Annotated in this window: 13 protein-coding genes; 11 read left to right on the forward strand and 2 right to left on the reverse strand. The window is 42.8% G+C overall.

Annotated features, from left to right (window positions below):
- Positions 1–169 precede the first annotated feature (169 nt).
- Both HMPREF0083_RS29230 and HMPREF0083_RS02745 read left to right on the forward strand, forming a co-directional pair.
- Positions 170–340: a hypothetical protein gene (locus tag HMPREF0083_RS29230; RefSeq protein WP_240961245.1), complete on the forward strand. Its 171-nt coding sequence runs from the start codon at positions 170–172 to the stop codon at positions 338–340.
- Entirely contained in the window at positions 277–768 is a 492-nt protein-coding gene (locus tag HMPREF0083_RS02745) for a 2-dehydropantoate 2-reductase N-terminal domain-containing protein (protein WP_021619469.1), read from the forward strand. Before HMPREF0083_RS29230 ends, HMPREF0083_RS02745 begins: the two co-directional genes overlap by 64 nt.
- 62 nt (positions 769–830) lie before the next feature.
- Here the strand turns inward: HMPREF0083_RS02745 and HMPREF0083_RS29660 are convergent, their stop codons facing one another.
- Positions 831–1412 (reverse strand): SEC-C metal-binding domain-containing protein, encoded by a 582-nt coding sequence (locus HMPREF0083_RS29660; protein WP_040301263.1) that lies wholly within the window; start codon positions 1410–1412, stop codon positions 831–833.
- Between the two features lie 585 nt (positions 1413–1997).
- A complete protein-coding gene (locus tag HMPREF0083_RS02755) occupies positions 1998–2240 on the reverse strand; it encodes a YkuS family protein (protein ID WP_021619473.1) in 243 nt (80 codons plus the stop codon).
- A 319-nt stretch (positions 2241–2559) separates the two neighbouring features.
- On the opposite strand from HMPREF0083_RS02755, the gene HMPREF0083_RS29665 reads away from it, so the two are divergent.
- From HMPREF0083_RS29665 to HMPREF0083_RS02795, 9 genes are all read left to right on the forward strand, one after another.
- Positions 2560–2688 carry a hypothetical protein gene (locus HMPREF0083_RS29665; RefSeq protein WP_021619475.1) on the forward strand — a complete coding sequence of 43 codons (129 nt, stop codon included), beginning with the start codon at positions 2560–2562 and terminating at the stop codon, positions 2686–2688.
- Between the two features lie 218 nt (positions 2689–2906).
- Positions 2907–3653 carry a polysaccharide deacetylase family protein gene (locus tag HMPREF0083_RS02760; RefSeq protein WP_167331535.1) on the forward strand — a complete coding sequence of 249 codons (747 nt, stop codon included), beginning with the start codon at positions 2907–2909 and terminating at the stop codon, positions 3651–3653.
- Positions 3654–3877: 224 nt separating this feature from the next.
- The gene (locus HMPREF0083_RS02765; protein ID WP_040301265.1) at positions 3878–5920 is read left to right on the forward strand and encodes a transporter substrate-binding domain-containing protein; all 2043 of its coding nucleotides are present in this window, start codon (positions 3878–3880) and stop codon (positions 5918–5920) included.
- A complete protein-coding gene (locus HMPREF0083_RS02770) occupies positions 5895–7286 on the forward strand; it encodes a sigma-54-dependent transcriptional regulator (protein WP_021619479.1) in 1392 nt (463 codons plus the stop codon). The genes HMPREF0083_RS02765 and HMPREF0083_RS02770 overlap by 26 nt, the downstream gene beginning before the upstream one ends.
- A gap of 171 nt (positions 7287–7457) precedes the next feature.
- Entirely contained in the window at positions 7458–8495 is a 1038-nt protein-coding gene (locus tag HMPREF0083_RS02775; RefSeq protein ID WP_021619480.1) for a TAXI family TRAP transporter solute-binding subunit, read from the forward strand.
- 17 nt (positions 8496–8512) lie between these two features.
- A complete protein-coding gene (locus HMPREF0083_RS02780) occupies positions 8513–9619 on the forward strand; it encodes a polyamine ABC transporter substrate-binding protein (protein WP_040301267.1) in 1107 nt (368 codons plus the stop codon).
- Positions 9620–9790: 171 nt separating this feature from the next.
- Complete coding sequence (locus HMPREF0083_RS02785) at positions 9791–10900, forward strand: ABC transporter ATP-binding protein (RefSeq protein WP_021619483.1); 1110 nt, start codon at positions 9791–9793, stop codon at positions 10898–10900.
- Entirely contained in the window at positions 10864–11823 is a 960-nt protein-coding gene (locus HMPREF0083_RS02790; RefSeq protein ID WP_021619484.1) for an ABC transporter permease, read from the forward strand. The genes HMPREF0083_RS02785 and HMPREF0083_RS02790 overlap by 37 nt, the downstream gene beginning before the upstream one ends.
- Complete coding sequence (locus HMPREF0083_RS02795; RefSeq protein WP_370951394.1) at positions 11823–12617, forward strand: ABC transporter permease; 795 nt, start codon at positions 11823–11825, stop codon at positions 12615–12617. Before HMPREF0083_RS02790 ends, HMPREF0083_RS02795 begins: the two co-directional genes overlap by 1 nt.
- Positions 12618–12800: the final 183 nt, after the last annotated feature.

The following is a 12800-nucleotide window of genomic DNA, read 5'->3' on the forward strand; positions in this document are numbered from 1 at the left end:
CACCAGTCAAGTTTTCTTTACTGTGTGGAGCGTGCACCTTCTTTCTTCCACCTTATGAATAATCAACAGGCGTGCATATAAATTATACAAAGCAGTCCTATGATTATTATTTTAGCGGCCGAATGGAAAGAATAGGAGTATAATTCTTGTATAAAGGAGCTTTCTGTTCATGAATCTGTTTATCTGGATTGCGATTATTCTGGTTGCGCATTTAATTATGTATTATGCGCTTGGCACCCCGACATGGATCGCTACTTCAGTACTGGCCACACTCGTATGGGCGGCCGTGCTCGTCATCAGCGGTGCATTGCTCAACAAAAGACGAAGAACGCGCATTTAAGCCCTAGAAAGGAAAGCAGCTATCCTTGCCCGAAATTTCCGCTGTTGAACGGCTACCAGCATTTTGCATCGCTAAAAAAAGCTTTTGGTGAAAAAAATGTATTGGGTGGACTGTGTTTCATCGAGACAGCTTTAGATCAGGAGGGCACGATTATTCAGACCAGTCCACGCCATGATATTGTATTCGGAGAATGGAAAGGCGGCATCTCAGAACGAACAACTATATTGCTACGTCACTTGGATAAGGCCGGCTTTGCCGCCATACTCAGTAAAAACATCCAGCGTGATATGGAAAAGGGGCTTCCTGTTGAAACCGATCACCTGCATGGTTCCCTACTTGCGCTTACTTCCCTGGAACAAGGCCTTTATCCCGTGCTTGGAGCTGTGTATGGTGGTTTGAAAGTGTATGAAACAACGCTTGTCCCATAATGCATACAAAAAAGCTCGCCTGATTCATTCAGACGAGCTTTTCTGCTTCGCTGTATCCGCACTTAGGAAACGGCGACGAATTTACCTTTTACATACGTATACTCTACGCCGTTCTCCAGACAGCACTTCTTATATTTCTTGCCGCTGCCACAAGGACACGAATCATTACGGCCCAATTTGGCCGTATTTTTACGCTTAATTTTGCGATTGCTAACGTTCGCATCTACCTTCTTTGCCCCAGCTTGCTGCATCGGCTTTTCCTTCACAGGCGCTTTCGCTTCCTGTTTTGGAGCAATTGGCTGCTTTGTTTGCTCATTCTGTACGCTTGTCCAATCAATTTTCTCCGCAAGAATACCGCGAATTTTCGTTTTGGTTTCAGCCTCGAAGCCATCCTGTTCGTGATAGCCTTTTACCGTATAGCCCCCAGAGTTCTCATTTTTCTCTGAGCACCATGCATAATGCGAATCTAAGGAATCTTGGAGCCATTCGGCGTAAAATGTATCAATAACATCTGCTTCATTGGCAAAACCGGACAGATTGTCCTCATATTTTTTCGCAAACGCGTCGGCATATTTCTTCATCGAGAGCGTGAGGCTGCGCTTTTCTCCACTGGTCATGTCTTTATATGTATTAATTAGAATCACCCCTACTCTTCTGCAATTGTTGACCATATCTTTCTATTCTACAAATTCTTGACCCAAAGGGAAAGAAAATGAGTCAAAGAAAAATAATTCAAAATAATCCATCAAATAAATGAGACCCGCAGACCTCTTTTTACCCCTCTATTTCCAAGCTTTTAACATCTTAATTACCTGCAAAAAAAGAGCCTGTCAGGCTCTTGTATTTTAGGATAGTTTATATATATGCACCTTTTTAAGCAGTTTTTTTTTCTGTTTGGCATTTTCGCAGCTTAAATACAACTGCATATAGTAATTATATCGAAATTTTCTCCAGATTTCTGCCAATTTCCTGTTCATCTTTCTTCTCCCCTTCTTGCCTTTCCTATTTTTCTGCTCCATATTCCTTCATAAAAGGTACTATGTAATTGTGCATCCCTTACATAAATATCCGTACCTTTTTGCGTATTTTTTATAAATTCACACCTAAATTTTACGCTAATACCACATTTATTCACAGGGAAATTAGTAGTATTTAAACACAAGGGTGTTGATTATCCATAGATAGAAAAGAAGAAGAAGGACCCTGTCAATGTCCTTTCTCCCTCTTTTTTAATGGGTGATATTACGGTTTACTGCTTCGAGTACTTCTTCCGCTGTCATACCATCAGCATTAATTACGGGTGCTTTCGTTACCACATCGGCTATGCCCATCATATTTTGGTCTTGTCCAGAAATCACACAGCAATCACAATTCTGTATGTTGCCCTCATCCATCGCCACTACTTGATGCCCCTGGCTTTCCAGATATTGTTTAATGTCACCTAATGTATTTTCGACTCCGATCTTTGCCATACGTATCACTCCTTTCTTTATGTCCTGTTTTAGTGTGCATTATTAATTAGCAAAATATTCTTCTACGCCAAAAATAACATACAGAAAAACCCATAGGTGGATAGAAAAGAATGACACGTACGGCGTGCGTCCCCTTTGTTTTTCTACAGCAAAGCTGCATAAGGGCATCGTCTAGCTAATAAAATAAGTGAACATCAGACGATGCAGCGGAAGGCACAGATATTTTTTCAGAAAAATTCATAAATACTTAACAAATGAAACATCTAAAAGCCAACTACATACTTTATAATAAGATTAAAATAGTAATTGAGGGGAAAAAATGAACATTGTTTTTACTGAAATGAAATGTCAGGAGTGCGGAGTTAAACTTACTGAATATGAAGTAGAGGAAAAAGGACTTTATTGCATGGATTGCTATGAAGACAAAAAGAAAGCGATGGAAAAATGAATACTGTATGTTAAAGAACCCGCTGGTAAATCAGCGGGTTCTTTAACATGCTTTGCAAACTATGTATTTCCTCATCTTCAAAATGTTTGATACAAAAAATAGGCGGGCAGCTTGTTCCTACAAATAAAAAAAGATATGTAAGGGAATGCTCAATGTTAAGGATGTTTTTACGGACACAGACAGCCTGACCCAAACAAATCATGAGGGAGCTGACCAAAGTGATAAAACGTCTTATTTTACTTTTCCTTTTGTTGTCTTTTTTTTGTGCAGGTCAGGAAATAGGACAAGCAGCCACAAAAAACCGGGCATATTGGGAGGCAAAAGGAGATATTGTCTGGGACGTCAAAACGAATGATAAAGTGATTGCCTTAACGTTTGACGATGGCCCTGATCCCCGATATACTCGACAAATCTTAGACCTATTGGAAAAACACAAAGCAAAAGGGACCTTTTTCGTAATGGGTCATAAAGCTCAAAAAAACCCTACCCTAATTAAGGAAATGCATCAAAAAGGACATGAAATTGCCAATCATACGTATCATCATCCTCAATTACGTACAATTACAGCCTCTGATTTACGGAAAGAAATTAGAGACACGGATAATGTGATTCACTCCCTTACTGGCAAATATCCAACTCTCTTCCGTCCACCGGGCGGGGTGTATGATGATAAAGTCGTTAATGCTGCAAAAGCTCAGCATCACCTGGTCGTCATGTGGTCGTGGACACAGGATACAAAAGATTGGAAAAATCCTGGTGTTCAAAGAATTGTAAACAAGGTTTGCAACAATGCCAAGCCCGGAAACATTGTACTTTTCCATGATGCAGGAGGCAACCGTGAACAAACCGTACAGGCTGTGAAAATCATTCTGGATAAGCTATCAAAAGAAGGATACCAATTTATTACCGTTTCGCAACTGCTTCCCTATAAGGATAAAAAGGTATCGACCAAGACGCCAAAATAGCGTTATACATTCATCTTTGCCAAGCCACACACGGATTCAGAGAATGATTGGAAAATAACTTGACGATATGTAAGATTGTAAGGCAGGATAGCATTTGTGTTATCCTGCCTTTTACTCGTTTTTTCGGAAATCTTTGTGCTATATACACTGAGTGTTTGTCAAACAATTATATTTATTTGTAATATTAGACTAATACTGTTACTGCTTAAAAAGAGGTGGCTTCGTTGCGAAAAAATCATTGGCTCCTGTTTGTATGCTTTTTATTATGCTTTCTGTTTGCAGCGCCATACGTTTACGGTGCTGCCCTGTTCCCTGTCTCTCCCCCCGCCAAGAAAACGTATAAAATTGCGGCTGAATGGGCACTCCCTCCCTTTTCATATATAGCCGAGAATGGCTCTCTAACCGGTGCCAGCATTGATATCATGGAGAAAATCGCGGCATATAACAATGTTGTTTTTGAATATATACCGATGGATCTTACCCAAGCAGAAAAGGAACTACGTGCGGGAAAAATTGATGCAATCGCAGGACTTACGTATAGTGCAAAGAAGAATAAAATGCTTGATTTTTCTGATCCTTACTTTACAATGTCAGATACATTGATTGTCCCTAACCAAAAAAGAAATTCAATTCGTAGCATAAGCGATATACGCAATTCACATGTCGTTTTACAAAATCGGGAAGCGGTTGTAGAATCATTATTCAATTTACGACATACCAACCTTACCATCACCGATAATCAATTGTCAGGTCTGCTGGCCCTTCTTCAGGGACGGGCTGACGTGTTTATCGGCAACAAATGGACAGCCGATGTGTATTTGCAACACTTTAAACAACAGGATAGCTTCGCCGTGCTTGAAATCGTAATCGAACCTGCCGACTTTGCCATTGCTGTTCGCAAAGGAGATGATCCGCTCCTGAACATCATGAATAAAACATTAGCCGTTATGAAAACAAAAGGGGAAATCAACGCAATTATAAACAACTGGACGACTCCAGGGTTCGCTGTTCAAATCAATCGGCTGCAGCATTTTATCCAACTGTTGACAATTGGACTTGGAGCAACTGCTTGCATCCTTTTGTTCATCTACATTTGGAACCAGCGGCTAAAAAAAGCCGTTCAGGAAAGAACAAAAGAGCTTTCAACATTAAATGGCTACTTGCAAGAACAACGGCAACAGATCGCCGACCGTGATGCATTCAAAGAACAAATCCTGAATAATATCCATACAGGAATCGTAACATTTGATCTCGATTTCTCGCTCACAAGCAGCAATTCACGCGCTGAAGAAATACTTCGCTCTTCTCGGGAGGCGCCATTATCTATACAGCATTCACCCTTGCTCGCACGTATTCTTGCTCACGATAAGGATATAAGAGAACAAAAAGAAAAAAGGGGCAACACCCTTACGAAACTAGAGATAACCGAACAGGAAGAATGGAAGGTTATTTATTACCGCTTGCTTACGTTATATGATGCACAAAAAAAACAGACAGGCTACCTATTATCTATGACAGATCGCACGGAGGAAAAGCGGCTGGAACAGAAACTCATCGTTCAGGAAAAATTACATGCACTCGGTCAACTAGTAGCGGGAATCGCACACGAAATACGCAATCCTTTGACATCTATTAAAACCTTTGTAGAGATAATGCCTGATAAATATGACCAACCCCAATTTCGAAAAGCGATGATGGAGTACATTCCTGCAGAAATCGATCGACTGAATGCAATTGTGACGGACTTGCTAGATTATGCACGTCCTCGTTCTCCCAACCAGGAAAAATATCCAGCTGATGCTCTGTTGACTTCCCTCCTTACCCTTTTGCGGGTAACCGTAGAAAAAAAGCATATCTGCATGGAGCATATTGTACATGAAGACCTTGTCTTCTACATTGATCCCCAGCAAATTAGGCAAGTGTTCTTAAACCTTCTGCTCAATGCGATCGATGCGGTCGAACAACAGCCAATAAAAAAAATTACCATTACCGTTACAAGGGAATCTGTAAAAACAGGAAAGGTTACCATTACAGATACCGGGAGCGGAATTGCTCCCGAACAAATAAAACATATTTTTGAACCTTTTTATACAAGCAAACATGACGGCGTCGGGCTTGGACTTCCCCTCTCTTACAAACTAACAAAAGAAAATGAAGGCGATCTGCGCATAACAAGTAAATCCGGGCAAGGAACCATTGTAACCGTCTTATTACCATTGTACATACAGGAGGATCGTTTACATGAATCCCAAAATACTCATCATTGATGATGAACGTGCTATTTGTGCTTCTCTTCGTTTTGCTCTAGAAGACATATACGATACTTCTACTTCTAGCGATCCGGAAGAAGGACTCCGATTGATAGAAGAGCATCCATTTGATATCGTACTGCTAGATTTACGACTGGGCCTGCATAACGGATTGGATGTCCTACGGCAAATCAAACAAAAATGTCCCGCTATTACGGTCATTATGATGACCGCCTATGCTTCCATCGAGTCTTCTATTGAAGCGATTAAGCAAGGGGCATACTATTACATCGAAAAACCGATTAACACGACCGAACTGCGTCTGTTACTCGCAAAAGCCTTGGAACATAACCGCCTTTCTTCTGAAGTTCGGACATTGCAGGAAAAGCTCAATGTGCAAACTGACCGTCATCGTTTTATAGGAAAAAGCAAAGCAATGGAGCATGTTTTTTCTATGATTGAACGAGTTAAGGATATCGACTCTAATGTGTTGATTACCGGCGAAAGCGGTACTGGAAAAGAAGTGGTGGCACGCGCTATCCACAACACGGGCAAACGCAAACACGGTCCGCTTGAAATCGTAAATTGTGCAGCAATTCCGGAAGCTCTATTGGAAAGTGAATTATTCGGCTATGAAAAAGGGGCCTTTACCGGGGCTACGCAAAAAAAGCCAGGGAAATGGGCGGCAGCAAACGGCGGAACTCTTTTTCTCGATGAAATTAGCGAGATGCCCCTGGCACTCCAGGCTAAAATTCTGCGCGTTATACAGGAACGAGAGGTTACGCCGCTTGGCTCCAATCAAAAAATCCCGCTTGATGTTCGAATTGTCAGTGCAACAAACAAACAGCTGGAACAATTAGTAGCAGAAGGAACATTCCGTGAAGATTTGTATTTCCGACTGAATGTAATTCCGATTTCGCTGCCCCCGCTTCGGGAAAGGCAAGAGGATTTGCTACTGTTGCTGGATTATTTCCTGCAAAAATATGCCCGTGAAATGAATAAAAAAGTAAAAAAGCTTTCTGCCGCTGCACGTCGACTGTTGCTCGCATATGATTATCCGGGAAATGTTCGTCAACTTGGAAACATTATAGAATATGCAATGGCTCTTTCTTCTTCTGACATCATTGCAGAAGAGGATCTTCCTGAATACATACAATATGATTCACAAGGTACGGCTCTTCCTGCATCTTCAAATACACAAGAAACCGTTGATAGCATCCCTGTTGGGGTTCCGATGAAAGAAATCGAGAAACGAGCAATTGCTGCTGCACTCGACCATTGCGGATGGCATCGACAGGAAACGGCTCGAATGCTGCAAATCTCAGAGCGAAGTCTGCGTGATAAAATAAAACTGTACAATATTAAAAGCGTTCAGGAAGAATAATCGCAGGCGGCACAAAGTGCCGAATCGGCAAAAATCGCCGCTTTCTCCGGCATAATTTGCCGGTTTTTTTATCTTATTTATCCCCGTTCCGTTGTAAACGCAGACATGTTAGATAAGTCTGAATATTGGTATGATCTTTGCAGAAGTTATTAATACGGAAGGAGGAGCTATATGAACCTACGGCATCTGGTTACCGGAGCTGCACTACTGATCCTATGTATAATGGTAGGCTGCTCCCTTGCCGAAAAAAGACAGGAAATCCCATCTCCTGTCACGCATCATCCGTTACCGAAGCCTATAGAAACATCGCCTACACCACTGCTGGGTAAAAGCATTACCATCGCCACTGGTGATATCTCGGGAGTATATTTCCCACTTGGACAAGCACTTGCCAGTACATATGGCCAATATGGCGGAGCATTTACAGGAACGAGAATTACAAAGGCATCCATCGAAAATACGAGACTTGTTCGCGAAAAAAAAGCGGAGCTAGGTTTCGCTACAGTTGATGCAATTGCTAGCGAAGAACATGCACTCTCCGCAGAAAAACAGCCGCTTGTCCCTTCGCAGCTATGTGCCCTTACCGGACTTTATTTTAATTATATTCATATTGCCGTCACGAAAAAAAGCGGCATTCATTCACTGAAAGACTTAACCGGCAAGCGTATTGGTATGGGACCTATTGGTAGCGGTACCGAACTGAGTGCCGAGCGGATTCTGCAAGCCGCCCATTTGACAAACGATACACAAAAGCATTATTTTTCTTTTTCTCAGGCATCACAGGCGCTTAGGGACGGAGTTATCGATGCTGCAATTTTTTCTTCAGGATTGCCAAACCCTGATGTTTCATCGCTGGCCAACGACGTTTCTCTTACGCTTATTTCGGTACCGGAAAGTGTAATCACTGAATTACAACGGCAATATCCATATTATTTGAAAAAAAGCATCCCGGCTAAAACATACGCCCACTTGCAGAGCGATATCGAAACGATTGCCGTTAAAAACGTACTCATCACCTACCGCGATCTTCCTACAGACATCGCATACGAATTGACTAAAGATTTTTACACTTATCTGCCCGAACTTTATGATGCTCATTTAGCCGCCAGGGAAATAGATGCGGATCAGGCAGGCAAAAATATTTATCTTCCGCTTCATCCGGGAGCCGCTCGATATTTTGAAGAAAAAAAACAAAAACAAGCTAATTAACAAGGAGGTTCATGTTCATGCAAAAATTTATCACCATTATTGCTGTCTTCCTGCTAGCTATCCTGACAGGTTGCGGTGTTCCTACTGCACAAAAGCCTGCTGAAACACAAACAGGCACCGCGCCTGAACAAGGCGGTGCTAAACAACTAACGGTAGCCGGGAACGGCGGTAAAATTGAAAAAGCCATTCGCGATGTTATCGCTCCGAAATTTAAAGAAAAAACTGGCATTCAAATTAATTATGTTGCTGGTTTATCCGGCGAAATTCTTTCAAAGGTAGAACTGCAAAAAAATGCACCACAAATTGATATCGCCCTTTACGTACCTGTAGATGTGCAACGGGCGAAAGAAAAAGGACTTACCGATCCAATCGATGAAACAAACGTACCGGCCTTGAAAGATGTCGATCCTCGTTTCATCGTTGTCGAAAAAACAGCCGCACCGGCTTTTGGTCTTGTTATCGCACCGGCCTACAATACGGACGCTTTTGAAAAGAATGGATTTAAGCCTATCGAATCATGGAATGACTTGGCGCGTCCTGACTACAAGGGAAAGACTGCGTTCGCCGATATCTCAAATGACTGGGGCTTCAACACGCTATATGCACTGGCACTCGCAAATGGAGGCAGCACCGACAACATGGAGCCGGGGCTGAAAAAGGCAAAAGAACTTGCTGGCTATTCTTCTACCTTCTATAAGAACTCGACACAAATGATGCCTGCCATGCAGCAGGGTGCTGCTGATATAACGGTAATGGGAAGCTATGCAATTGGCGACCTAGCCACTTCCGGCGTTCCTCTGAAAATGGTCGTACCGAAAGAAGGTGTACCCTTACAGGCATTCAGCGCTACATTAGTTAAGAATACACCGCATAAACAGGAAGCGCTTGAGTTTATTAACTATTTAATCGGAGAAGAATCACAAAAGGCAGCTTCTGATGCTGGGTTTTACCCGGTAGTAAAAGGCATGAAGCTCTCGGATAAATATGAACCATACATCGGCCTGAAAGAAACAGACAAAACGTTTAAACCGGACTTCGCTGCATTCGCAAAAATAAGAGCGGAATGGACAGATAGATGGTCAAAAGAAGTTACTCCTCAGCTCGGAAAACTAGTAAGCAAATAATTTATATACATCTGATTTAATAAATCGACGCATGTTTGTGATAGGAGGTAGGAAAAGAAGGAAGGGCGGTGGGCGGGGCACATCCACCCCTTCTTTTTCCGAGTCTCCTGCTTCCAACCGCGCTACCCTGTCAAAATATCAAGTGTAATTTATATGGAAAGGAGCACATCTATGCAAGCAATTAAGAATGCGGTAAGGAATGATGTGGAAATCAGGAATGTCATAAAAAAATTCGGCTCAACCACCGTATTGAACGGCATTGACCTTGAAGTCAGGCAGGGGGAGCTTCTCACCCTGCTCGGTCCTTCTGGTTGCGGAAAAACTACAACGCTTAATCTGATTGCGGGATTTCTGGAAGCTGATGAGGGCGACGTATATATCAAAGGAAAAAACGTGACACATATCCCTCCTTACAAACGGGACCTGGGGATGGTATTCCAAACGTATTCCTTATTTCCACATATGACAATCTATGAAAACCTCGACTTTGGTCTCAAATTACGAAAAGTAGCTAAAGCCGATAAAGAAAGGCGGATCGACAGCGCACTTCACCTTGTAAAAATGTCCGGTCTGGAGCACCGCTATCCTCGCGAGCTGTCCGGCGGTCAGCGGCAACGTGTCGCCATTGCCCGAGCGCTCGTGGTAGAGCCTGAATTACTGCTGCTTGATGAGCCGCTTTCCAATCTGGATGCTAAACTGCGCCATGAACTGCGGGTAGAAATTAAAAGACTGCAAAAGGAAATCGGCGTAACGACTATTTTCGTTACACACGATCAGGAGGAAGCCTTATCCTTATCCGATCGGGTCGTCGTAATGAATGGCGGTAAGATTGAGCAAATTAGTTCACCCACAACAATTTATAACCATCCGGAAACAGAGTTTGTCTTTCAGTTCATCGGCAAATCCAATTGTTTTCACGGAACCGTGACAGCTACGGACAGCCAAAAAATTTCTGTACAGCTCGAAGACGGCTGGGGAACATTCGTGGATGCCGATAATGTGATGGGAGCCGACCGTACATGCCGTACAGGTGATCAAGTAAAGCTATACATTCGTCCGGAAAAATTATTCATAACACCTTCCGATCAGGCGCAACCAGGACCCTTCCATAAGGCTACTATTACGCAGATGAACTATCTTGGCGCTTCATGGGAAATTGATGTCGCCCTTATCGGAAAACCTGTACAAATTTTAACACCCATGTATGACGCCTCCTGGCAAATCGGAAAAGAGGTGATGATTGGATGGAATCCGTCAGACATTATGCTCATCAAGAAGTAACGCAGGAGTCCCCCTTAAATCCTAAGCAAGAAACCGAGCCTGAAAAAGGGAGCCAGCGAAAAAAGAAGAAGACCTATGTTCCCGGCCTTCTTCTGTTACTTCCGATTTTATTGTTTATTTTTGGCTTTTTCGTCGTACCCATGCTATACATTTTATATTTAAGCTTTATTTATACAGATAGCCCAACTGCGACTAATGCCGTGTTTAGCCTGAAAAACTATATGTTGTTCTTTAGTGATTCCTACTATTTATCTTCACTTTGGATAACAGTCAAAGTAAGCCTGTATACGGTTCTGGTCTCTCTGCTGCTCGGCTATCCCGTTGCTCTTACGATGGCCAAAAGCTCTCCTCGCGTACGCGGATATATTGCATTGCTGATTGCTGCTCCGCTATTGGTAAGCATTGTAGTACGCAACTTTGGCTGGTATTTGTTACTATTACCAAATGGAACGATTAACAGTGTTCTTGCTTCGCTCGGTATTATCGATTCGCCGCTGAAGCTGCTATTTTCGGAAATTGGCGTTATTATCGGGCTTTCCAATGCCTATCTTCCCTTTATGATTCTGGCGATTGCTACCAGCCTATACAACATTGATCCTTCATTAGAAAGAGCGAGTGCGATTCTCGGTGCAAGTCCGCTCCGTTCATTTTTCTCGGTCACGCTTCCGCTTAGTCTGCCGGGCATCGTATCCGGATGCGTGCTTGTGTTCAGCATGTCCATGAGCGCCTATGTAACACCCGCACTTATGGGAGGAGCCAACGTGCCGATGATGCCTGTTGTCGCCTACGACCAAATTAATAATTTGCTTCGTTGGACATTCGGTTCGGCCCTGTCCTATGTGCTGTTGGCTACAACGATGATTATGGTAACCGTCTTTACACGCGGATTTGAAAAGAGTAAGTTCAGGGAGGTGTTCCGATGATAAAAATAACGGGAAAACTTCGCCTCATCTTTACGATTCTGACGATCATTTATATCCTAGTTCCACTGCTGGTGGTTATTCCCGCTTCGTTTACAAGCGCCAGCTATCCGAGTTTTCCGCCGCAGGGCTTTTCCTTTCAGTGGTATACGAAGCTACTGGAACGTCCAGAATTCATGACGGCCCTGATCAATAGTGCCAAATTCGCGTTTATGGCCGCCTTCTTTGCCGTTATATTTGGCACGCTTGGTGCGCTGGCCATTGCCAAATATGACATTCCAGGCAAAGCATATATTACATCTTTACTAACATCGCCGCTTAGCGTACCACAGCTTGTATTGGGGGTAGCGCTTCTCATTTATTTTACCCCACTGATGCTGGCCGGTACCGGAACGGGCTTCTTGATTGCACATATCATCATATGCATTCCTTACGTCATTCGGCTTGTACTTACAGGCTTAAGTGGGTTTGATTACAATCTGGAACGCGCTGCGGCTATCCTGGGCGCAAGCCCGCTAACGGTTTTCTGGAAAGTCACGCTTCCACTTATCCGTCCGGCTATTATTTCAGGCGGGTTGTTCGCCTTCCTTATTTCATTTGATAATGTAACTGTCTCGTTGTTTATGGTTTCACCGGATATGCGTACGCTCCCCATCGAGATTTTCTCTCATATGCAGGATGCGTATGATCCATTGGTTGCCTCTGTTTCCAGTGTAGTTATTTTCATTTCAGTGATTCTCATTGTAATTCTTGAAAAACTGCAAGGCGTAGGTAAAATATTCGGTGGTACGCACTAACAAAACAAGAACACCGTAAGGTTTATTAACCGAGACGGTGTTCTTTTGCTTTGAAAAGCTGACTTTACGCTCTCAACCTCCGTCTTTTCTTACCTCCTACCACAAAAGTTTATCGATTTATCAAACCAGGCGTATATAATTGGAATATAATAACACACGCCTGTTGATTATCCATAAGGTGGA

It is taken from the genome of Aneurinibacillus aneurinilyticus ATCC 12856 (assembly GCF_000466385.1).
GTDB lineage: Bacteria > Bacillota > Bacilli > Aneurinibacillales > Aneurinibacillaceae > Aneurinibacillus > Aneurinibacillus aneurinilyticus.

Coding starts and splice junctions, on each gene's coding strand:
- HMPREF0083_RS02755 (WP_021619473.1), bottom strand. CDS start 2,240: ATGGCAAAGATCGGAGTCGAAAATACATTAGGTGACATTAAACAATAT.
- HMPREF0083_RS29230 (WP_240961245.1), top strand. CDS start 170: ATGAATCTGTTTATCTGGATTGCGATTATTCTGGTTGCGCATTTAATT.
- HMPREF0083_RS02775 (WP_021619480.1), top strand. CDS start 7,458: ATGAACCTACGGCATCTGGTTACCGGAGCTGCACTACTGATCCTATGT.
- HMPREF0083_RS02745 (WP_021619469.1), top strand. CDS start 277: ATGGGCGGCCGTGCTCGTCATCAGCGGTGCATTGCTCAACAAAAGACG.
- HMPREF0083_RS02785 (WP_021619483.1), top strand. CDS start 9,791: ATGCAAGCAATTAAGAATGCGGTAAGGAATGATGTGGAAATCAGGAAT.
- HMPREF0083_RS02790 (WP_021619484.1), top strand. CDS start 10,864: ATGGAATCCGTCAGACATTATGCTCATCAAGAAGTAACGCAGGAGTCC.
- HMPREF0083_RS02780 (WP_040301267.1), top strand. CDS start 8,513: ATGCAAAAATTTATCACCATTATTGCTGTCTTCCTGCTAGCTATCCTG.
- HMPREF0083_RS29665 (WP_021619475.1), top strand. CDS start 2,560: ATGAACATTGTTTTTACTGAAATGAAATGTCAGGAGTGCGGAGTTAAA.
- HMPREF0083_RS02770 (WP_021619479.1), top strand. CDS start 5,895: ATGAATCCCAAAATACTCATCATTGATGATGAACGTGCTATTTGTGCT.